The following is a 21950-nucleotide window of genomic DNA, read 5'->3' as shown; positions in this document are numbered from 1 at the left end:
CGAGCGCCGACACGCTCCGAGTCAGGGAGGCCATCCATGCGAGCAACGACCGTGACCGCGTTGGCAGCGCTGTTGCTCGGCACGGCGGGCACCGTCGGGCTCGCGCCGGCTCAGGCCACCCCGGAATGCTCACCGGGCACCGTAAGGCTGACGGCGGTGAGCACCGACGCCACGCAAGGCACCCTCACCGGCTCTCCCGTCGGCGGCGGCGCACCGATCACGCTGAGCGGTCCGCTCGACGCCTACCAGAAATCCGAGGGGTTCGGCGACAACCCGCCGCCCGCGGTCAAGCAGTGGGACGACACGCTCGACGAGGTGAACGTTCCCATCGCCCCCGACGATCCCAACTGGTACGGCCGCGCCAAGAGCCGGGCGTTCGCGTCGCGCACCTTGAACGATCTGGCCGTCTCCTTCCCGGCAAACACCCTGGTTGTCCACTACTGGCAGGGCGACCCGCCCGGTGCTGCATGCGCCATGTCGTCCATTCAGCCAGTGGCCCGGTAGAGCGCTCGCAGCGAACCACACACGTGCCGGGAAGGCCCCGAACAGCGCCGCACCCGTGATCGGCGCAATTACTGACCGGTACGATGAGCAAATTGCCGCTATCCCGGAATAAGGATTGAGAACTGATGACCGATCGCGTGAAGGTGGGCAACCTAGGGGTCGCCAAGGTGCTGCACGACTTCATCACCAATGAGGCGCTGCCCGGCACCGGGGTAGATCCCGACACCTTCTGGTCGGGTGTGGACAAGGTCGTCGCCGACCTCACCCCCAAGAACGAAGAACTGCTGGCCCGTCGTGACGAGCTGCAGGCTCAGATCGACAAGTACCACCGCGCCCACGTCATCGAGCCCTTCGACCTGGCCGACTACAAGCAGTTCCTCACCGAGATCGGCTACCTGCAACCTGAGCCTGCCGATTTCAGCGTCACGACCGCCGGGGTCGACGACGAGATCACCACCACGGCGGGCCCGCAGCTCGTGGTGCCGATCCTCAACGCGCGGTTCGCACTCAACGCCGCCAATGCGCGGTGGGGTTCGCTGTACGACGCGCTGTACGGCACCGACGTCATCTCTGAGGATGACGGCGCCGAAAAGGGTTCGGGCTACAACAAGATCCGCGGCGACAAGGTGATCGCCTACGCGCGCAAGTTCCTCGACGAGTCCGTGCCGCTGGCCGCCGGTTCATGGAGCGACGCCACGGGACTCAAGATCGACGAAGGCCAGCTGCTGGTCACCTACGGCGACGATCTATCGACGGGGCTCGCCGCGCCCGACGAGTTCGTCGGCTACACCGGTGAACTCGGCCAGCCGCAGTGGTCGGTGCTGCTCAAGCATCACGGGCTGCACATCGAGATCCTCATCGACCCCGACTCCCCCATCGGCGCAGGCGACGCCGCGGGCATCAAGGACGTCGTCCTGGAATCCGCGATCACCACGATCATGGACTTCGAGGACTCCGTGGCCGCCGTCGACGCCGACGACAAGGTGCTGGGCTACCGCAACTGGCTCGGCCTGAACAAGGGTGACCTGGCCGAAGAGGTCAGCAAGGGCGGCAAGACCTTCACACGTGTCCTGAACGCCGACCGCACCTTCACCACACCGGACGGCGAGGGCGAGCTGACCCTGCCCGGCCGCAGCCTGCTGTTCGTCCGCAACGTCGGACACCTGATGACCAACGACGCCATCACCGATGCCGAGGGCAAGGAAATCCCCGAAGGCATCCAGGATGCGCTGTTCACCGGTCTGATCGCCATGCACGGTTTGAAGACCGGTGACGCCAACGGTCCCCTGCAGAACAGCCGCACCGGCTCGGTGTACATCGTGAAGCCCAAGATGCACGGGCCCGACGAGGTCGCGTTCACCTGTGAGCTGTTCAGCCGCGTCGAGGACGTGCTGGGCCTGCCCGAGGCCACCCTCAAGGTCGGCATCATGGACGAGGAGCGCCGCACCACGGTGAACCTCAAGGCCGCCATCAAGGCCGCCGCCGACCGCGTGGTGTTCATCAACACCGGCTTCCTGGACCGCACCGGCGACGAGATCCACACCTCGATGGAGGCCGGCCCGATGATCCGCAAGGGCTCCATGAAGACCCAGCCCTGGATCAAGGCTTACGAGGACAACAACGTCGACGTCGGCCTCGCCACCGGACTGTCCGGCAAGGCCCAGATCGGTAAGGGCATGTGGGCCATGACCGAGCTGATGGCCGACATGGTCGAGCAGAAGATCGGCCAGCCGAAGGCCGGCGCCACCACCGCGTGGGTGCCCTCCCCGACCGCAGCGACGCTGCACGCCATGCACTACCACGCCGTCGATGTGTTCGAGGTGCAGAAGGAATTGGCGGGCCGCGAGCGCGCGTCGGTCGACAATCTGCTGACCATCCCGCTGGCCGACTCGTCGCTGACCTGGTCGTCGGAAGAGATCCACGAGGAGGTCGACAACAACTGCCAGTCGATCCTGGGCTACGTGGTCCGCTGGATCGACGCCGGTGTCGGCTGTTCGAAGGTGCCCGACATCCACAACGTCGCGCTCATGGAGGACCGGGCCACCCTGCGGATCTCCAGCCAGCTGCTGGCCAACTGGCTGCGCCACGGCGTGATCACCGCCGACGACGTCAAGACCAGCCTGCGCCGCATGGCTGCCGTGGTCGACGAGCAGAACGCGGGCGATCCCGACTATCTGGCCATGGCCCCGAACCCGGACGCGAGCATCGCGTTCCAGGCCGCCCAGGAACTCATCCTGTCGGGCGCGGCGCAGCCCAACGGCTACACCGAGCCGATCCTGCACCGCCGCCGCCGCGAGTTCAAAGCGAGCACTGCTGCGCAGTGACTAGACTTCGGCGGCGGAACCGGACGTTTGGTCGACGCGACGAGTACAGAGGCTAGGGATGGGTAGGCACAGCGTTCCCGACGACCCCGAGGACTCGGCCGACGACCCCGAGAACGAACCGGGTCGGTACGGCCCGGGCGGCTACGACTCGGACGATGACGACAGGCCCGGGTACGGGCGGCAGTCGAGGTCCCGTGATTCCGGTTACCGGTCGGCAGACGACGACCGCGGCGCTCCCGATGCCGGTCGGCGCTACCGGGATTCGGACTACGAGGATCCGTACGGCGACGCCGAGTACGACGACGCCGGCTACGCGGGCTATCCCGACGACGACGATTACGCCGACGACGACGAAGACGTCGATCGCGACGCACCGACGACACAGTTCAGTGCCGTCGGCAGGCGGCAGCCCAGTGGTCGCCAGCACGGCGGCGAATGGGACGGCGGCGAATGGACGGGCAGCCACCGTGCCGTCTCGACCGGTCGGCGCGGTGTCAGTGTCGGGGTGATCGCAGCGCTCGTCGGCGTCGTCGCGATCGTCGCGGTGGTCATCCTGTGGCGGTTCTTCGGTGATGTGCTCTCCAGCCGCAAGGATGCCGCGGCGGCCCGCTGCGTCGACGGTGACCTCGCGGTCGCCGTCATCGCCGACCCCACCATCTCCCCGACTGTCGAAACCCTGGCCGACAAGTACAACGGGTCGGCCAACCCGATCGGTGACCGCTGCGTCAAGGTGCAGGTGAAATCGGCCGAATCCGACCAAGTGGTCAGCGGTTTCGCCAACACCTGGCCCAAGGATCTCGGTGACAGGCCTGCCTTGTGGATCCCGGCCAGCGGGGTCTCCGAGGCACGACTCGAGGCCACCGCGGGCGCCAAGACCGTCAGCGACAGCCGCTCCCTGGTCACCTCACCTGTGCTGCTCGCGGTGCCGCCACAGCTCAAAGATGCCTTGGCGCAGCAGAACTGGTCGACGCTGCCGAACCTGCAGAGCAATCCGGCCGGCCTGAACGACCTGAAGCTGAACGGCTGGGGCGCGCTGAAACTGGCTCTGCCGACCCGCAACAACGGCGACGCCGCCTATCTGGCCGGCGAAGCGGTGGCAGCGGCCTCGGCTCCGTCGGGGGCACCGGCCAGCGCCGGGCTCGGCGCCGTCAACACCCTGATCGGCGGTGCGCCGAAGCTCGACAATGCCGAGCTGGGAACGGCTTTCGACGCCATGCTCAAGGCATCGGACCCGGCCGGTGCGCCCGTGCATGCGGTTGTCACCACCGAGCAGCAACTGTTCCAGCGCGCAGGCTCGCTCAGCGACGCCAAGAGCGATCTGGCCGGTTGGGTGCCGCCGGGCCCCACCGCGACGGCGGATTACCCGACGGTGCTGCTGACCGGAGACTGGTTGTCTCAGGAACAGGTCACCGCCGCCAGCGAATTCGCGCGTTTCATGCGTAAACCCGAACAGCTCGGCGAGCTCGCCAAGGCGGGCTTCCGGGCCGAAGGCACGTCGGCGCCGTCCAGTGACGTGACGAAGTTCGCGCCCGTCAGCGCGCCACTGTCGGTCGGAGACAACACGATGCGGGTCACCCTCGCCAATGCGATGGCGACTCCGGCGACGAGCCCGGCAGTGACGATCATGCTGGACCAGTCGATGCCCGCCGACGAGGGCGGCAAGTCGCGGCTGGTGAATGTAGCTGCGGCACTGAACTCGCGGCTCAAGGCACTGCCTGCGACCTCCGAGGTGGGCCTGTGGACGTTCGACGGCACCGAGGGCCGCTCTGCGGTGTCGAGGGGCCCGTTGTCCGACCAGGTCGGCGGTGAGCCTCGCTCGCAGGCGCTCAGCTCGACTCTCGACGAGCAGACGGCGTCGGGCGGCGGTGCGGTGTCGTTCACCACACTGCGCCTCATCTACACCGACGCGACGTCGAACTTCCGTGATGGCAAAGACAATTCGATCCTGGTGATCACCACCGGCCCGCACACCGACCAGAGTCTCGGCGGGCAGGGCCTGCAGGATTACATCCGGGGAGCGTTCGACCCGGCACACCCGGTCGCGGTGAACGTCATCGACTTCGGCGGCGACACCGACCGGGCCACCTGGGAAGCGGTCGCCCAGACCACCGGCGGCAAGTATCAGCACCTGACCAATTCGGCCTCGCCCGAACTGGCCGCTGCCGTGGCCACCATGCTGAGCTGACCCGGCAAAAGAGGTGCGTCGTTGCTCCCGGTGAACGGGAGACAATACACACACCGACTTTTCAGGGGGTGCGATGACACTGACGGTGTCGCAGGTGTTGGGATCCCAGCCCCAATCACTGGTCAACGCCGCAGAAGAGGTGGCCAGTTCTGCCAACCGGCTCGACGCGCAGATCTCGTCGCAGCGCTCGCATCTGAGCCGGCTGGCAGGCAGCTGGACCGGCGGAGCGTCGACCGCGGCGCAGAAACAGGGCGCCGACATGCTCGTCGGGCAAGAGGGCTACCGCGACAAGCTACACGCCATGCAGCAGGTGATGTCCTCGGGCGGCCAACAGCTGACCGGTATCAAATCGGCCTTGGAAAGCATGGTCAACGGCGAGGCCGGCCAGTTCTGGAAGGTCGGCGACAACGGTTCGGTGACCCCGGGGCCGGTGCTGCAGCAGTACGCGAGCCTCTTCCCGGTGCTCGGCATGCAGATCAAGCTCAAGGCGCTTGAGATGGAGACGGCGGTCAAGAAGATGCTCGCCGAGTTCGAGCAGGCCGACAAGTCCACGGCGGACGCGCTGCGCAAGTTCGCCGACGAGCCCAAGGACGACGGCAAAGGCGACAAGAAAGACGGCGACACGAAGCCCGAGGACAAGCCGGAAAAGCCGAAGTCCTCACCGACAGGCCAGAACCCGGCCGACATCGCCAAGGACTTCCTCGGCCGCAATGCCTCAGAACTCAAGGGCAGCGGCGACCTCCCGATGGATCCCAGCGTGCCGAATGACGTGTGCTGCGCGAACTTCGTCACCGCGACCCTGCAGAAGGCCGGGCTGATCGATTGGCACAGCAACGGCGTCGCCGACATGTCGCAGCGGCTTCAGGCCCAAGGCTGGCATATGGTGCCCGCCTCGGAAGCCAAACCCGGTGATGTCGCGGTGATCAACGGCAGTCAGCACACCGAACTCGTCGCCACCAACGACGGTGGCCGGATCACGCTGATCGGTTCGAACAACAAGAATGCCGACGGGAGCCAGGTGGTCAGCTACGGAAATCCGTACGGCCAGGTGATGTACCTGTCGCCACCTTGATCCGGTGTGACGGAGGCGGTTCAGACGGTCGGGATCCGGAAGATCGCAGCGGGCGCCCCATAGCGTTCGGCCCAACCGCCCCATGCCAGGTCGGTGGGGCCGACAGCACTGTCGACCCTCGTCCATGCGGTGCCGTCGTCGCGGAACAGGCCCGCGTAAGTGCGTGACCTGCCGCCGTTGGCGGCGGCCTCGGCAAACGGTGTGCCGCCGTAGTCGAACGGGCGGCCGTCGACACCGACGATCGTGCCGTAGACGAACGCCCAACCGTCCTCGATGTTGACGGTCTTCTCCTCGAACTCCGCGGGCACGCCGAGTTGAGCCGTGAGATCAGCCATCACCGGATGCACACCGCCAGGGTAGATCCCGGCAACGGCTCGGCAAAACGCAATTTTGGTGCGCGGACCGGCGGTATCGGCCTACTACGATCATCTTCGGGCGGCAGTCGTCGCCGCGGGGACGATCGACAGGCGGGGGATGCCGTGCCGTGACCGAGACACTCAACGTCAACCCTGCGGCACTGCGCGAAGCCGCCAGCGGCCTGAGCGAGGCGGTCACCAGTTTCCGTGGTCCGGGCAACGCGCTGTCCGCCGCGGCCGGCCCGCTGTCCGGCCTCGACGTCGCGTCCGCGTGCGGCCAGGTCGCCGATGCCATCGACCGCCAGGCCCAGTCGCTGGGCACCAAGGTGACCAAGTTCGCCGACAACCTCACGGCCGCGGCGGGCGCCTATGAGAAAGGGGACCGCGAAGCCGCCGAGCGCGTCAAGTTCGAACCGGGCGACGAGCCCAAGGACAAGCCGGGCGACACCCCGCCGCCACCCACCGACAAGGGTGACTATCGCCCGATCACCGTCGAGCAGCTGCGCAAGATCGTCCCCGAACTCAGCCAGGCGAAGGCCGAGGAGATGATCGGCCCGCTGAACGACGCCATGAAGCAGGGCGGGATGAACACGCCGCAGCGCCAAGCGGCGTTCATCTCCCAGATCGCGGTGGAATCCGACCGGTTCCGCACCTACGAGGAGTATGCCGACGGCAGGCAGTACGAGGGCCGCACGGATCTGGGCAACACGCAGCCCGGCGACGGCAAGAAATACAAGGGCCGCGGCGTCATCCAGATCACCGGGCGGTCCAACTACACGCAGATGAGCAAGGACCTCGGCGTCGACTTCGTCAACCACCCCGAACTCGCCGCCACACCCGAGTACGCCTTCAAAAGCGCTGTCTGGTACTGGAATTCACGTGATGGTAACTCCATCGCCGACGGCGGAAACATCACGGCTATCACCCGAATGGTCAACGGCGGCACCCACAATCTGGCCGAGCGGACCGACTACTACAACCGAGGATTGCAGGTACTGGGCGGATGACCATCTCTTCGAAACTCGCTGTGCTGTGCGCTGTTCCGGCCCTGGCGATCGGTATCGCCGCATGCGGCACATCAACGCAGCAGCAGGGGGCCTCGGCCACCACCGAGGCGGTGTCGACGGCGCCCCGCACGGTGGTGGTGCAGTCCGCTCCGGAGGCGACGGCCGTCGCAACCACCACGGTGCGTCCCGACGTGTCACCCGACGAGGAATGCCCGGGCGCGGAGTTCAAGGTCGAACAGTTCATCGGATCCTGGCAGGAGTCGGATGACCCGACCGTCACGACGCTGTCCCCGCACGGATCGCTGGAATCGAATTCCGGCGGTACGAAGGAATTCGGCACGTGGCAGTTCACGCCGTGGGACGCCACGCCCGCCAAGACCAGCAAGCCGTCCTCGGCGCCGAATTCCTGTGTGCTGTGGCTGCATTGGATCGCCGACTCCGGCAATCTCGACCTGGTCTACCTGCCGCTGAAGGTCACCGACAACAGCATCCAGCTGAGCTATGTCGGCCGCGGCAACACTGTCGACTGGCAGCGCACCGCCGCGCAGTAACTGCACGGCTGTCCCCTACGCGAACGCCTCGACCGGCGGGCACGAGCACACGAGGTTGCGGTCGCCGTACGCGCCGTCGATGCGGCGCACCGGCGGCCAGACCTTCGGCCGGAAACCCTTGCCGAGCGGGTAGGCGGCCTGCTCGCGCGTGTACGGGTGGTCCCAGTCCGCCACCAGCAGGCATTCGGCCGTGTGGGGCGCGCCCCGCAGCGGGTTGTCGTCCACCGACCACTCGCCCGAACCGACCCGGTCGATCTCGGCGCGGATGGCGATCATCGCGTCGCAGAACGCATCGACCTCGGCCAGGCTCTCACTTTCGGTGGGCTCCACCATCAGCGTGCCCGCTACCGGGAAACTCATGGTCGGTGCATGGAAACCGTAGTCGGCCAAGCGCTTTGCCACATCATCGACCGTGACGCCGGTGTCCTTGGTGATCGCGCGCAGGTCCAGGATGCACTCATGGGCCACCATGCCGTTCTCGCCGGTGTAGAGCACCGGGTAGTACTCGTCGAGCCGCCGCGCGATGTAGTTGGCCGACGCGATCGCCGTGAGCGATGCCGCCCGGAGCCCGTCGGCCCCCATCATCCGGATGTAGGCCCAGGTGATCGGCAGGATCGAGGCTGAGCCGTACGGCGCCGCGGACACGACGGGCCGCGCGGCCCCATCGGCCTGAGCCTGGTCGGGCAGTTCCTCGGCGAGCGGGTGCCCCGGCAGGTACGGCGCCAGGTGCGAGCGCACGGCCACCGGCCCCACGCCTGGTCCACCGCCGCCGTGCGGGATGCAGAACGTCTTGTGCAGGTTCAGATGGCTGACGTCGCCGCCGAAACGGCCCGGGCGGGCGAGCCCGACCAGCGCGTTGAGGTTCGCCCCGTCGACGTAGACCTGACCGCCGTTGTCGTGCACGGCGGCACAGATCTCGGCGATGTCGTGCTCGTACACCCCGTGGGTGGACGGGTAGGTGATCATCAGTGCCGCAACACGATCGGCGTGTTCGGCGACCTTGGCGCGCAGATCGTCCAGGTCCACGTCACCGTTGGGCCGGCACGCCACGACGACCACCCGCATGCCTGCCAGTGCGGCCGACGCGGCATTGGTGCCGTGCGCGCTCGACGGGATCAGGCAGATGTCACGGCCGGCCTGGCCGCGTGCCACGTGGTAGGCCTTGATCGCCAACAGCCCGGCGTACTCCCCCTGCGAACCGGCGTTGGGTTGCAGCGACACCTCGTCGTAGCCGGTGATAGCGGTCAGCCACTCCTGCAGATCGGCGATGAGCCGACGCAGCCCCGGATTGTCCGACGCGGGCGCGAACGGGTGCTGACGGGCGAACTCGGGCCAGGTGATGGGCTCCATCTCGGCCGCGGCGTTGAGCTTCATGGTGCACGACCCCAGCGGGATCATCGTGCGGTCCAGAGCCAGGTCCCTGTCGGCCAACGACCGCAGATAGCGCATCATCTCGGTCTCGGTGCGGTACCGGGTAAACGCCGGATGCGTGAGGAACTCGGAGGTGCGCGTGGCGATATCTGCGGACGCGAGGAGCACATCGGGTTCTGCAGATCGCGGTGTGGTGGCGCTGACGCCGAACGCGTCCAGCACGGCGGCCACATGCGCGTCGGTGGTGGCCTCGTCGCACGACACCGAAACATGGTCGGCGTCGACCCGCCACAGGTTGATGCCGTTGGCCTTGGCTGCGGCGATGACGTCGTCGGCACGGCCCGGCACCCGGGCCAGCACGGTGTCGAAGTACGTGTCGTGCACCAGCGCGTCGCCGAGCGCCGCGGCGATCGTGTCGGCGTGGCTGTGCACGCGGCGCGCGATGGCGGTCAGCCCTTCGGCACCGTGGTAGCTCGCGTACATCGCCGCCATCACGGCGAGCAGCACCTGAGCGGTACAGATGTTGCTGGTGGCCTTGTCGCGGCGGATGTGCTGTTCGCGGGTCTGCAGCGCCAGCCGGTACGCCGGTGCCCCGTCTGCGTCGACGGACACCCCGACCAACCGGCCCGGCAGCTGGCGGGCGTGCTTGGCGTGCACCGCCAGATATCCGGCGTGCGGGCCGCCGAATCCCATTGGCACACCGAACCGTTGGCTGGTCCCGAAGGCCACGTCGGCGCCCATCTCGCCGGGCGTGGTGATGAGGGTGAGCGCCAGCAGATCGGCTCCGACGGCGACCAGCGCACCACGCTCATGGCATTCGGAGACCAGCTCGGTCCAATCCACGATCCGGCCGCTGGCGCCGGGCAACTGCACGATCGCGCCGAAGAAGTCACCGTCGGGCAGGCCCTGGGTCAGGTCGGCGCGGACGATCTCGATGCCGAGCGGCTCCGCGCGGGTCGCCAGGACCGCTGCTGTCTGGGCGTAGATGTCGGTGTCGACGGCCAGCCTGTTGGCCGGCCCCTTGACGGCGCGGTGCATCAGCGTCATCGCTTCGGCAGCCGCGGTGGCCTCGTCCAGCATGGAGGCATTGGCCACCTCGAGGCCGGTGAGGTCGCAGATCATGGTCTGGAAGTTCAGCAGCGCCTCCAACCGGCCCTGGCTGATCTCGGGCTGGTACGGCGTGTAGGCCGTGTACCACGCCGGATTCTCAAGAATGTTGCGCCGCAAGACCGGTGGGGTCAGCGTGTCGAAGTAGCCCTGCCCGATCATCGACGTCGCGACCGTGTTGGCGTCGGCCAGCGCTCGCAGCTCTGCCAGCGCCTGCTCCTCGGTGGCGGCGGGCGGCAGGCGATCCAGGCCCGGTGCCAGGCCGTCGGCGGCGAGTCCGTCGAGAATCCCTGCGGGCAGTGCCTTGGCAGCGAGGTCGTCGAGCGATGCCACGCCGATCACGTCGAGCATCGTGGTGACGGCGGCGGCGTCCGGCCCGATGTGCCGGTCGACGAAACGTGCTTGCTGCTGATCGGACAATCAAGGCTCCCTCATTGCGGCCCCGCCACGGTGGGTCGAGGTGGCAGCCCCGTCTGAGGACGTGCTGCGCTCCCCTCTCCCTCTGTCGTCAACCCGGTCCCGGGCGCCTGAGAGATTCGACGCCGACGGGCGTCTTTCCCCATGGGCGGGCGCTCGCGCGGAGCGCCGCTTTCCAGAGGCATCGGGGCCCGTGCGGTCCTGGGTGCCTGAGAGGTTGACGGAGAGGTGTTGCTCCTTCGGCGTCCGTAGCTGGCGGCCACGAAGCTCTCCCGCACAAGGGCGATGCGCAGCCGATTCTACCGGCCGCTACCGGCACGGGCGAACACGCCGCGCGCAGGCACGCGGCGGGGCAATCACGAAGTGACGGGTCAGCCGATCTTGCGGTCGCGGCTCTTGCGCCGCGACGCCAGTTCGTCCTCGGGAGCGGCGATGGACTCACCACCGTCGGCACGCTCACCCGGGAAATCGGCGATCGCGCCGGTCAGTTCGCGCATGGCGCCCGACACCGCGATACCGAACACACCCTGACCGCCCTGCAGCAGATCGACCACCTCTTCGGCCGAGGTGCACTCGTAGACGGTGGTGCCGTCGGAGAACAGCGTGATGTTGGCCAGATCCTGAACGCCGCGCTGACGCAGGTGGTCCACGGCCACCCGGATGTTGTGCAACGAGATGCCGGTGTCGAGCAGTCGCTTGACGATCTTGAGGACCAGGATGTCCTTGAACGAATACAGCCGCTGGCTGCCGGAACCGGCCGCGCCGCGAATCGAGGGCACCACCAGTGACGTGCGGGCCCAGTAGTCCAGCTGCCGATAGGTGATGCCTGCGATCTGGCAGGCACTCGGACCGCGGTAACCGACCAGTTCGTCCGGTACAGAATCGTCGGGGAACAACCCGCCCTGAACGGGCTCGCTGGCCGGCCGAACGGGCGGTTCAACCCCGCTTCCCGTGGTCAGATCCAACTCTCCCTGCCGTGGCGTGTCACCCACTGTGAATCCTCTCGCCGATCGAACCCGCCTACCTCATCCGCTGCCGTGACCTGCACCGCAGCGGGTTTGCTGCGAGCCCGAATGTGTCGAGCATACGCTTCCCGCCGAGCCCTGACTGCTCGTCGCCCTCAAAGTATGGCTGCCCAAAACGGACTTGGATGACACCCACACCGCGTGTCGACGCCTCGCGCGTCAGTTGAGACGCATCCGTGACCTGGGAACTACGGTCACGTGGCCTTGAAATCGTCGGGCGACACGCTGTCGAGGAACTCTTTGAATTTCTCCACCTCGTCCTCACGGACGGTGCCTGCAGCTTCCTCATCGTTCTCATCCGGGATCAACAGGCCGGCCTCGGCCAGCACCGCTTCCTCCACGTAGATCGGGACCCCGACCCGAAGGGCGATGGCCACCGAGTCAGACGGTCGGGCCGACACCGTGATGTCACGGTCGAAGATCAGGTCGGCGTAGAACGTGCCTTCCTGCAGGTCGACGATCCGTACCTCTTTGAGTGAATGCCCAAGCGCGGCAATGAGATCTCGGATCAGATCGTGGGTCAGCGGACGGGCAGGCTCGACGCCCTGCTGTTCCAGCACGATGGCGGCAGCTTCCGACTGCCCGATCCAGATCGGCAGGTAGCGGTCGCCATTGGACTCGCGGAGCAGCAACACCGGCTGGTTCTGCGGCTGTTCCACGCGAATGCCGACTACCCGAACCTCAGCCATCTGTGCCTACCCTCCGCACCGCTGTGCTGCCACGTCGTTCATAACCGTCTGTCGCCAATTCGTCTCCAGGCACATCGACCTCGAGCGAAATGGCCTCAACGCCAAGTCTAATCCTCAGCGGTCGAGAACGTCCCGCACCGCCGACTTGATCAACGATGTGTGCAGGGTGATCGCGAGCGCGGCCACCTCCCGCGCAAGGTCGTCAGCCCGGTCCCTGGCGCCCGCTTTATCGGCCTTGACCACCGGTCCGGCGATCTGGGCGATCAGGTCGGACTGCCGGTCGGCAGCCGATCGGAATGCGCGCAGATGCCGGGGCTCGACGCCGTAATCGGCGAGCGCCCCGGCGCACTGCGCGATGACCACCGAATGTTCGTCGAAGAATCCGCCCGGCCCCGTGGTGATCACGCCGTACTTGACCAACGCGCTCAACATCTCGTCCGCGACGCCCGACCGGGCCAGTACGTCCTCGCGGGACAGCCGCACCTGCGTCGGTGCCACCGCCGACGCCGCTGACGCCGCGGCAGTGCCGTCGGCCTGCTCGACGGCCACCAAACGCGGTACGCCGTAGGCAGATCCGCTCTGCGGCAGCTCACCGTCGGGTTGCGCGTCCAGCTGCGCCTTGATCACCTTCAGCGGCAGGTACTGATCCCGCTGGGCGGTAAGGATGAACCGCAGCCGCGCACAGTCATACGCGGTGAAACGCCGATAACCCGACGCGGTGCGTTCCGGTGTGACCAGCCCCTCGGCTTCCAGGAACCGGATTTTCGAGATGGTCACATCCGGAAAGTCACCGCGGAGCAGATCCAGGACAGCACCGATCGACATTCCGGCCAGTGCAGGTCGGTCAGGCTGAGTCATCGGCTCTTCGCGCGAGCGCTCATCACTGTCATCGGCTTGTCCCGCGACCGCTCATCACTGTCATCGGCTTGTCCCGCGACCGCTCATCACTGTCATCGGCTGTTCCAGCGCACGCTCATCAGCTAGCTGGACGAGCTGCTGTCGTCGTCGGACCTGGGGCCGGTCAGGAACACCAGGCGGAACTTACCGATCTGGACCTCGTCGCCGTTGGAGAGCACCGCAGAGTCGACCGGCTCGCGGTTGACGTAGGTGCCGTTGAGGCTGCCGACGTCGACAACCTGGAACTCGGCGCCCTCCAACCGGAACTCGGCATGGCGACGGCTGACGGTCACGTCATCGAGGAAGATGTCGCTGTCCGGGTGCCGCCCGGCCGATGTGGTCGGCTGGTCCAGGAGGAAACGAGAGCCCGCGTTGGGGCCGCGTTTGACGACGAGCAACGCCGAACCCGAGGGAAGGCCCTCTACCCCCGAGACGGTGCCCTCGGCACTCGTCGTCGCAGGCGCGTCCAGCTCGTTGAGGAAGTCCGCACGGAAGACGGATGTCGTCTCCACCGTGACTTCGTCAGACGTCTGGTCGGCCCCCACATTGCTGTTTTTGTCCGTCACCCGCTGCTCCTCACTGGCTGCTGTGGCGTTGCCCGGCGGGGCCCCCAGCCGTCGTCGGTCTCACGTTGACCGTACCGCGCAACGGGCCTTGTTGTGTCCACCACTGCCGGATCTGATGTGGTGGAAATCTGTGCGCTGCGTACGGTCGAACAGGTCGCTGCAAACCCTAACAACTCGTTACTCCGACGCGACGGCGCGGTAGCCGTCCGCATCGAGCAAGCCGGTCAGCACGTCCGCGAGCACGCCCGACTCCAGCTGCAGGTCCACCAGCCATCCCTCGCCGTACGGGTCGGAGTTGACCAGCTGCGGGTTGCCCTCCAGATCACCGTTGACAGCAACAATTTTCGCCGTGACCGGCGCATACAGGTCGGAGACCGACTTGGTCGATTCCACCTCCCCGAACGAGTCGCCCGCGCTCAGGTCGGCGCCGACGTCCGGCAGCTGTACGAACACCACGTCGCCCAGCGCCGACTGGGCGTAGTCGGTGATACCCACGCGTACCGTGTCATCACCGGTGCGCTGCACCCACTCGTGCTCGGACGTGTAGTACAGGTCGGCTGGAATATCGCTCACGGCGCTCCTTGGTTTGTCAGGTCGGATCGGTCGGACTCACTTGACGGGCTGAGCGTATTGGCGTGGTTTCGGTTGCCGCAAGGCGGTTACGTCGACCCGCTGGGCTTGTTGTACCACAATCGTCCCGCCGACCCGCTTGATACTGTCCATCGCGCCGCCGGGAATGTTCATCGCCGCTGCGAGAGTAGGCGGATCGCCAATGGCGAGAACCGAATACGGTGGCCCCACGGCCACGTTGTCGATGATGAGCTGACCTGGCGTGCCGACCACCCAGGTGTCAACGCCGACGCGGACAGCGGTTTGCTGATCGGCCCCGCCACCGCGGATCTCGATGGCCTCGGCGCCTGCCGCGCGCAATTCGTTGATCACATCGAGCATGGTCTCGGCCGCGACACCGGGAGCGTTGTCCTCGATGGTCAGCGTCACCCCCGGACCGGTGGCGGCGACCGTACCGATCTGGATGGACAGCGCGGCCAACCGGGCCTGGGCGTTCTCGATCGCGGTCTGGTCGCTGCTGCCCGATGCCTGCAGCTGTTGCAGCGTGCGCTGCAGGTCGGCCACTTCGGTGCTCAGCGACGCCTCGCGCTGCTGCAGGGAGTCCAGCAGGATGAGCAGGTCGGCCGGTCGAGCGGTTTCCAGCGAATCGCCGGAATCGTTCTGCCGGACCTGCGTGACGATCGCCGCCCCGAGCAGTACGCACAGCAGTAGGCCCAGGGCGCCGAAGATCAGCTGGGAACGGCCTTGCTGCGCAACGGCCAGGCTCTTCCAGCGGGTCCGCGGTGTGCCGTCGGGCATCTCGTGCCGCCCGTGATGATCCGCGGGTTGCTCGTGCGCGGGCACCTCCGGCGCGCCGGCGGCGTTCTCGACCGCCTTGTCGGTGGCGCCGTCGGCCTCGGGGGCCTTCTCGGCAGGCGTCTCCTTCACCTCGGCCTCGGGTACCCCGGCCGGCTCGGACGGCAGGTCGGGGTGTTCGGCGTCCTGAGGGCGCTCGGCGTCGCTCATGTCAGGCGCCGAACAGCCTGCGTCGCAACGCGGCCGCGTTGCCGAAGATCCGGATACCGAGCACCACGATGATCGCCGTCGACAGCTGGGTGCCGACCCCAAGCTGGTCACCGACGTACACGATCAACGCAGCGACCAGCACGTTGAAGACGAACGAGATGACGAACACCTTGGAGTCGAAGATGCGTTCCAGGTAGGCCCGCAGGCCGCCGAACACCGCGTCGAGCGCCGCGACGACGGCGATCGGCAGGTAGGGCTCGACGACCTCGGGCACGTTGGGGTGGAACACCAACCCCAGCACGATCCCGACGACAAGTGCGGCGATTCCGATCATCTACCTGGTCAATCCTGTGTTTCTCAAGGTGGTCCAATCTGCTTGGCGAAGTTCACATCTCGTACCGAGACCGCCGGTACGCTCAGGCCGTCACCGGCACTGACGCTGACCCCGACACCGTATGAGGTCTCCAACAGCCGGAGCCGTTGCAGGCCGGGACTGCGGTTGAAGACGTCGGCCATGCCGTGTGGCGGTCCGATGGCCACGATGGCATACGGACTGGTGATCGGCTGATTGTCGACCAGAATGCCGCCGCCGGCCTGCCGGATGGTGACGCCCGGGCCGACGCGCACGCCGCCGACCGAGATCGCTTCGGCGCCACTGACCCACAGCGAATTGACCACGAGTTGCAGGTCCCGGTCGAGGATCACCTGCTGGCTGCCCGCCACTCGCTGCTTGGACACGTCGCTGAGATCCTTCGACATGCCGGGATCAGTCACCGTGACAGTGAGGCCCGGACCGATCATCGGCGTTGCGGCAGCGGCGATGTTGGCCGTATCGAGGCTGCCCAGCAACTGTTGACCGTTCTCGTCCATACCCAGCTTGGCGCGTCGTTCGGCGTCCACCTGATCGGCCAGCTCGTCGCGCGTCGCGCCGGCGTGTCGGGTGCTGGCCTCGGCGGCCCGCACGCGGCCGGCCAGAGTGTGCTGGGCCTGCCGGGCGGCGGGCGCGGCGATGTCTGCCTGTGCGGCCGCCACCGCGAAGACGGTGGCGATCGCGAGCGCCGCCAGCACCTGCCAGGCCCACTCACCGAGCCGGGGCCGCGGCTTGGCACCTGCCTCGCGGGCGGCGGCCGCCGCCGCGTAGCCGGGATCGAGGTGCTCGGAGAGCAGGGACCGCAGCAGCGACGGCACCGGGATGCGGGTCGGCGCGTCGGCGTCGTGGCTGTTGAGTCCTGCACCCGAGGCGTACCCCCCGAGTGAACTGCCCTCGGCGCTCACGGTCGACCTCGGCTCATCGCGCCGCCCTCGGGAGTCGGCGCACCACCAACACCACCTGAATCAGGTAGAGCACCGCCGACCACAGGTACAGCGCCATGCCCCAGATCAAGAAGGCCCAGCCGCAGTACAGAATCACCCTGCTCCACAACGCATCCCATTGCCCGAGCAGAACCAGCGGAAACCCCGACATCAGCGCGAAGGTGGCGGCCTTGCCGATGTAGGTCACCGGCAGTGCGGTCAGCCCGCGGCTGCGCACCACCGGCAGGGTGGCCGCCAACACGATGTCGCGTCCGATCAGCATGGCCACGAACCACCACGGCACCACACCGTAGAACGCCAGCGCGATCGGGATGGTGACCATGTAGATGCGGTCCACCAGGGGGTCCAGCAGCTCGCCCAGCCGAGAAGACTGGTTGGCGATCAGCCGGGCGATCTTGCCATCGGCCCAGTCGGAGAACCCGCTGAACATCAGCACGGCCACCGCCCAGCCGTTGGCGTGCACGCCGAACAGCAACCACAGGAAGACCGGCACCAGCACCAGGCGCAATGCGCTCAGAATATTGGGCACGGTGAGTATCCGGTCCGGCGCCGCGGTCACGTCCGGGGGTGCGCTCCTGCCCTTGGGAGCAGGCGCGTTGTCCATGGCTAGAACTTAGCGGAACACCCCGGGCAGGCTCAGTGCAGACATGGTGTCGTCGTTGAGCGGGTTGTCGTGGACCATGTAAGTCCACGTCGAGGTGGGGCGGGCCAGCTTGGACAGGTCGATGCCGGGTTCGTCTTCGATCGAGTCGGCGGTGTCGAAGGTCTGCTGGGCTGCCTCGATGGCGTCGGCGGCCAGTGAGGCGAACGCGTCGACCGCCATCCGGTGGAACTCGTCGAGCGGGTTCTGCCTGCCCAGGGCCCGCAGGTGGATGCTCTCGCGGATGTCGGCCAGGTACGCCAGGTGCTCGCACCAGCCGCGGTCCAGGTGGTACAGCATGATCAGCCGGCAGATCTTGACCAGCTTCTCCTCGCCGTCCTCCCCCAGTTCCTCGACCAGGCTGTCATAACGTTCCGGCGAGCGTTCCTTGAGTTCGTCGCGCGCCGTCTCGGTGCGCAGCAGGGTGTCGCGACGGTCCACGATGATGGCGCGCTGCTGGGCGATCAGCTGGTTGTAGCGCCAGGTGTTGGCGTGCACGTCGAGCAGCCGGCCCTCGGCCACCCGTTGGGCGTGGTCGAGCAGCCCGGCGGCCTTGGGGCTGATGATCCGGCCGTCCTCGTCGGTTTCCGTCGGCAGCTTGCCGCTGTCCAGGTGGGCGGCCACCACCTCGTCCTCCCAGCTGGAGAAGAACACCGACGAGCCAGGGTCGCCCTGGCGGCCTGCGCGGCCGCGCAGCTGGTTGTCGAGCCGCTCGGTGTGGTGCCGACCGGTGCCGACGACGTGCAGACCGCCGAGCTCGGCCACTTTTTCTTTGTCCGCGGCGTCGTCGCCCACGTCCGAGCCGCCCAGGCGGATGTCGGTGCCGCGGCCGGCCATCTGGGTGGACACCGTGACCGACCCGAGCTTTCCGGCCTCGGCGATCACCGCGGCCTCTTCGGCGTCGTTCTTGGCATTGAGGACCACGGCGGGCACGCCGGCCTTGACCAGCTTCTCGTGCAGCTCTTCGGATTCGGCCACGTCGTGGGTGCCGACCAGGACGGGCTGCCCGGTCTCGTGCACCTCGGCGATGTGGTCGACGATGGCGTCGGTCTTGGCCGCCGCGGTGATGTACACCCGGTCGGTTTCGTCCTCGCGGATGTTGGGCATGTTCGGCGGGATCGGCGACACCCCGAGCTTGTAGAACTGGCGCAGCTGCTCGCCTGCGGCCAGCGCGGTGCCGGTCATGCCGCACACCGTCGGGTACCGGTTGATCAGCGCCTGCACGGTGATGGTGTCAAGGACCTCACCGGTCTCGGTGGTCTCGATGCCCTCCTTGGCTTCCACGGCGGCCTGCAGGCCGTCGGGCCAGCGCTGCAGCGACGCGATGCGCCCGCGCGAGGAGTTGATCAGGTGCACGGCGTCGTCGCGCACGATGTAGTGCACGTCGCGCTGCAACAGCACGTGCGCGTGCAGCGCGACGTTGACCTCGGTCAGCGTGGTGCCGACGTGCTCCTCGGAGTAGAGGTCGATGTTGCCCAGCCGGGCTTCGAGCTTGCGCGCACCCGCGTCGGTGAGATGCACGTTGCGGTTGTCGTCGTCGGTCGCAAAATTCTCGTGCGAGTCGGGTCCGCTGATCAATTCGCCGACGAGCCGGATGATCTCGACGCGCGGCTGTTCGCGATGGCTGGTGCCGGCCAGCACCAGCGGCACCAGCGCCTCGTCGACCAGCACCGAGTCGGCCTCGTCGATGAGTGCGACATCGGGGTTGGGCGACACCAGGTCGGCGACATCGGTGACCAGCTGATCACGCAGGACGTCGAAGCCGATCTCGTTGACCGATGCGTAGGTGACGTCGCACTCGTAGGCCGCGCGCCGCTCCTCGGCCGTCGAATCCTCGGTGATCCAGCCGACCGTCAGGCCGAGCGCCTCGAGCAGCGGGCCCATCCATTCGGCGTCGCGTTTGGCCAGGTAGTCGTTGATGGTGATGACGTGCACGTTGCGCCCGCCGAGGGCATAACCCGCGGCGGCGATCGCGCCGGAGAGCGTCTTGCCCTCACCGGTGGCCATCTCGATCACGTCGCCGGCCAGCATGCGCAGCGCCCCGAGCAGCTGTACGTCGAACGGACGCAGCGACGTCGTCCGCTCCGCGGCCTCGCGGGCGATGGCCAGGAACTGCGGGATGTCGGCGGCCTCGGCGAGGTCCTCGAGCTGCAGCAGCTTGGCGGCCTTGGTCAACTGCTCGTCGTCGAGGTCGGCGGCCTTCTCCTCGAACTTGGCAGCACCTTTGACCTCCGAGAGCGAACGGGCTTCGTTGCGCTCGGTGGTGGCACCCAGGAGCTTCCAGAACTTGCTGCTCAAGCGCCCCGGTTTGGCGCTGGACGTCTTCGGCACATGTTCACGTTACGCGGAGGTGGATTCGCGTCGGCCACGCCCGTGGCAGCATCGCGGAGTACCTTGCCCGCATGGAGATGTTCAGCCCGACACTCGACTGGGGCGGGGAACTCGTCGCCTCACTCAGGTGGATAGCCATCGCGTGGCTCATCGCGGCGGTCAGCACGCTGGTGGTGGTGACGGCGGTCGGCGCACTCACCACGTGGGGACGGCAGTTCTGGCGCATCACCGGCGCGTATTTCGTCGGCCCCGGGGCCGTCAAGGTCTGGCTGTGGCTGGCGGGGATTCTGCTGTCGGTGATCGTCGGGGTGCGCCTCGAGGTGCTGTTCAGCTATCAGGGCAACGATCTGATGACCGGCGTTCAGGTTGCCGGTCAGGGCCTGGCGGCAGGCGATGACGCCGTCAAACAGTCCGGTATCCACGGCTTCTGGACGGCACTGGGCATCTTCTGCATCCTCGCGGTCATCTACGTCGCCCGGATCATGCTCGACCTGTTCGTCATGCAGCGGTTCATGCTGGCGTGGCGGACGTGGCTGACCGGCCGGCTCACCGGTGACTGGCTCGACGGCAGGGCTTATTACCGCAGCCGTTTCATCGACGACACCATCGACAACCCCGACCAGCGCATCCAGTCCGACATCGACATCTTCACCGCCGGTGTGGGACCGCTGCCCAACAATCCGAACAACTTCAGCAAGAGCACCCTGTTGTTCGGGGCCATCGATGCGGTGGCATCGGTCATTTCGTTCACCGTGATCCTGTGGAACCTGTCCGGCGAGCTCACCCTGTTCGGGATCACGATGCCGCGGGCCATGTTCTGGATCGGCTTCCTCTACGTGATCATCGCGAGCATCGTGGCGTTCTGGATCGGCCACCCGCTGATCCGCCTCACCTTCGACAACGAGAAGTTCAACGCCGCCTTCCGGTACGCCCTGGTCCGGTTGCGCGACGCCGCCGAGGCCGTGGCCTTCTACCGCGGCGAGGCCGCCGAACGGCTGCAGCTGCAGCAGCGGTTCGCTCCCGTCGTCGCCAACTACCGCCGGTTCATCAACCGGTCGGTGAAGTTCTACGGCTGGAACCTCTCGATCTCCCAGATCATCGTTCCGCTACCGTGGCTGCTGCAGGCGCCGCGCCTGTTCGCCGGTGAGATCAAGCTCGGCGACGTGTCGCAGACGTCGTCGGCGTTCACCAACATCCAGACGTCGCTGTCGTTCTTCCGTAACTCCTACGACGCGTTCGCCGGCTGGCGCGCATCCATCTTGCGTCTGCACGGCCTGGTGGTGGCCAACGAGGAAGGCAGGCAGCTTCCCGAACTCACCGTCGAGGTGGGCGACGACTGCCTGGTCGAGCTCGAGGACGTCTGCATCAACACGCCCACCGGCGAGCGGCTGATCGAGGACCTCGACCTGCGCCTGAACACGGGCGACACGCTGATCGTCACGGGCCGCTCCGGTGCGGGCAAGACCACCCTGCTGCGTTCGCTGGCCCAGCTGTGGCCGTATGCGACGGGCACGTTCCGCTGCCCGCAAGGCGTCGAGGAGACGATGTTCCTCTCCCAGATGCCCTACGTCCCGCTTGGCGATCTGCGCGCTGTCGTGTCCTACCCGAAGAAGCCGGGCGAGATTCCCGACGAAACCCTCTTCTGGGCCTTCGAGCAGGTCGCGCTGCCGCAGTGCAGCCAGCGCCTGTCCGAGGTGGCCGACTGGGCCAAGGTGCTGTCCCCGGGCGAGCAGCAGCGCATCGCGTTCGCTCGCGTGCTGCTGACCAAACCCAAGGCGGTCTTCATGGACGAGTCCACCTCGGCACTCGACGAGGGCCTCGAATACATGCTGTACGCCCTGGTGCGCAAACACCTCCCGGAAACCATCCTGGTCAGCGTCACGCACCGCAGAACAGTCGGCCAGCATCACGAGCAGCACCTCGAGCTGCTCGGCGAAGGACGGTGGCGGCTCGGCGAAATCGATGAAAACTGCCCCCGCAACCCCGCGTTGGTAGACCAGTAGGCAGCTCGCCTTGCCG

General features: G+C 67.1%; 19 protein-coding genes and 1 riboswitch. Of the genes, 7 read left to right on the top strand and 12 right to left on the bottom strand.

Annotated elements, in window-relative coordinates:
* Window positions 1-36: 36 nt before the first annotated feature.
* From BTO20_RS15595 to BTO20_RS15580, 4 genes are all read left to right on the top strand, one after another.
* The gene (locus BTO20_RS15595; RefSeq protein WP_087077255.1) at window positions 37-504 is read left to right on the top strand and encodes a hypothetical protein; all 468 of its coding nucleotides are present in this window, start codon (window positions 37-39) and stop codon (window positions 502-504) included.
* A gap of 125 nt (window positions 505-629) precedes the next feature.
* The gene (locus BTO20_RS15590) at window positions 630-2828 is read left to right on the top strand and encodes a malate synthase G (RefSeq protein ID WP_087077253.1); all 2199 of its coding nucleotides are present in this window, start codon (window positions 630-632) and stop codon (window positions 2826-2828) included.
* A 58-nt stretch (window positions 2829-2886) separates the two neighbouring features.
* A complete protein-coding gene (locus BTO20_RS15585; RefSeq protein WP_087077251.1) occupies window positions 2887-5013 on the top strand; it encodes a substrate-binding domain-containing protein in 2127 nt (708 codons plus the stop codon).
* Between the two features lie 73 nt (window positions 5014-5086).
* A complete protein-coding gene (locus BTO20_RS15580) occupies window positions 5087-6085 on the top strand; it encodes a WXG100 family type VII secretion target (protein ID WP_087077249.1) in 999 nt (332 codons plus the stop codon).
* Window positions 6086-6105: 20 nt separating this feature from the next.
* On the opposite strand, the gene BTO20_RS15575 is transcribed toward BTO20_RS15580, so the two are convergent.
* Entirely contained in the window at window positions 6106-6420 is a 315-nt protein-coding gene (locus tag BTO20_RS15575; protein ID WP_157680224.1) for a hypothetical protein, read from the bottom strand.
* Window positions 6421-6569: 149 nt separating this feature from the next.
* Between BTO20_RS15575 and BTO20_RS39895 the strand changes: the two genes are divergently transcribed.
* Both BTO20_RS39895 and BTO20_RS15565 read left to right on the top strand, forming a co-directional pair.
* Window positions 6570-7448 carry a glycoside hydrolase family 19 protein gene (locus tag BTO20_RS39895; protein ID WP_087077245.1) on the top strand — a complete coding sequence of 293 codons (879 nt, stop codon included), beginning with the start codon at window positions 6570-6572 and terminating at the stop codon, window positions 7446-7448.
* Window positions 7445-7999 carry a hypothetical protein gene (locus tag BTO20_RS15565; RefSeq protein WP_087077244.1) on the top strand — a complete coding sequence of 185 codons (555 nt, stop codon included), beginning with the start codon at window positions 7445-7447 and terminating at the stop codon, window positions 7997-7999. Before BTO20_RS39895 ends, BTO20_RS15565 begins: the two co-directional genes overlap by 4 nt.
* Window positions 8000-8014: 15 nt before the next feature.
* On the opposite strand, the gene gcvP is transcribed toward BTO20_RS15565, so the two are convergent.
* The 11 genes from gcvP to secA2 all read right to left on the bottom strand — a co-directional run bounded on the left by gcvP (window position 8015) and on the right by secA2 (window position 19931).
* Complete coding sequence (gene gcvP, locus BTO20_RS15560) at window positions 8015-10897, bottom strand: aminomethyl-transferring glycine dehydrogenase (protein ID WP_087077242.1); 2883 nt, start codon at window positions 10895-10897, stop codon at window positions 8015-8017.
* A 183-nt stretch (window positions 10898-11080) separates the two neighbouring features.
* Window positions 11081-11179: riboswitch (glycine riboswitch) on the bottom strand.
* 86 nt (window positions 11180-11265) lie between these two features.
* A complete protein-coding gene (locus tag BTO20_RS15555; protein WP_029366161.1) occupies window positions 11266-11886 on the bottom strand; it encodes a MerR family transcriptional regulator in 621 nt (206 codons plus the stop codon).
* A 227-nt stretch (window positions 11887-12113) separates the two neighbouring features.
* Complete coding sequence (locus tag BTO20_RS15550) at window positions 12114-12608, bottom strand: bifunctional nuclease family protein (RefSeq protein ID WP_019972830.1); 495 nt, start codon at window positions 12606-12608, stop codon at window positions 12114-12116.
* 114 nt (window positions 12609-12722) lie between these two features.
* The gene (ftsR, locus tag BTO20_RS15545) at window positions 12723-13466 is read right to left on the bottom strand and encodes a transcriptional regulator FtsR (protein ID WP_087077239.1); all 744 of its coding nucleotides are present in this window, start codon (window positions 13464-13466) and stop codon (window positions 12723-12725) included.
* 122 nt (window positions 13467-13588) lie between these two features.
* A complete protein-coding gene (gene garA / locus BTO20_RS15540; protein ID WP_029366163.1) occupies window positions 13589-14071 on the bottom strand; it encodes a glycogen accumulation regulator GarA in 483 nt (160 codons plus the stop codon).
* Between the two features lie 177 nt (window positions 14072-14248).
* Window positions 14249-14644 carry a glycine cleavage system protein GcvH gene (gene gcvH, locus BTO20_RS15535; protein WP_087077237.1) on the bottom strand — a complete coding sequence of 132 codons (396 nt, stop codon included), beginning with the start codon at window positions 14642-14644 and terminating at the stop codon, window positions 14249-14251.
* Window positions 14645-14680: 36 nt separating this feature from the next.
* Window positions 14681-15439: a DUF881 domain-containing protein gene (locus BTO20_RS15530; RefSeq protein ID WP_087082139.1), complete on the bottom strand. Its 759-nt coding sequence runs from the start codon at window positions 15437-15439 to the stop codon at window positions 14681-14683.
* Between the two features lie 208 nt (window positions 15440-15647).
* Window positions 15648-15980 (bottom strand): small basic family protein, encoded by a 333-nt coding sequence (locus BTO20_RS15525; RefSeq protein ID WP_087077235.1) that lies wholly within the window; start codon window positions 15978-15980, stop codon window positions 15648-15650.
* Between the two features lie 23 nt (window positions 15981-16003).
* The gene (locus BTO20_RS15520) at window positions 16004-16921 is read right to left on the bottom strand and encodes a DUF881 domain-containing protein (protein ID WP_087077233.1); all 918 of its coding nucleotides are present in this window, start codon (window positions 16919-16921) and stop codon (window positions 16004-16006) included.
* Window positions 16922-16934: 13 nt separating this feature from the next.
* Complete coding sequence (locus BTO20_RS15515; protein WP_087077231.1) at window positions 16935-17564, bottom strand: CDP-alcohol phosphatidyltransferase family protein; 630 nt, start codon at window positions 17562-17564, stop codon at window positions 16935-16937.
* Window positions 17565-17573: 9 nt separating this feature from the next.
* Window positions 17574-19931: an accessory Sec system translocase SecA2 gene (secA2, locus tag BTO20_RS15510; RefSeq protein WP_087077229.1), complete on the bottom strand. Its 2358-nt coding sequence runs from the start codon at window positions 19929-19931 to the stop codon at window positions 17574-17576.
* A gap of 71 nt (window positions 19932-20002) precedes the next feature.
* Between secA2 and BTO20_RS15505 the strand changes: the two genes are divergently transcribed.
* On the top strand, window positions 20003-21934 hold the full coding sequence (locus tag BTO20_RS15505; RefSeq protein ID WP_087077227.1) for an ABC transporter ATP-binding protein/permease: 1932 nt from the start codon (window positions 20003-20005) through the stop codon (window positions 21932-21934).
* The last annotated feature ends 16 nt before the right edge of the window (window positions 21935-21950 follow it).

It is taken from the genome of Mycobacterium dioxanotrophicus (genome assembly GCF_002157835.1).
Classification (GTDB): Bacteria; Actinomycetota; Actinomycetes; order Mycobacteriales; family Mycobacteriaceae; genus Mycobacterium; species Mycobacterium dioxanotrophicus.
Note: the sequence above shows the minus strand (reverse complement) of the source record. Positions and strands in the feature narration are given on the sequence as shown.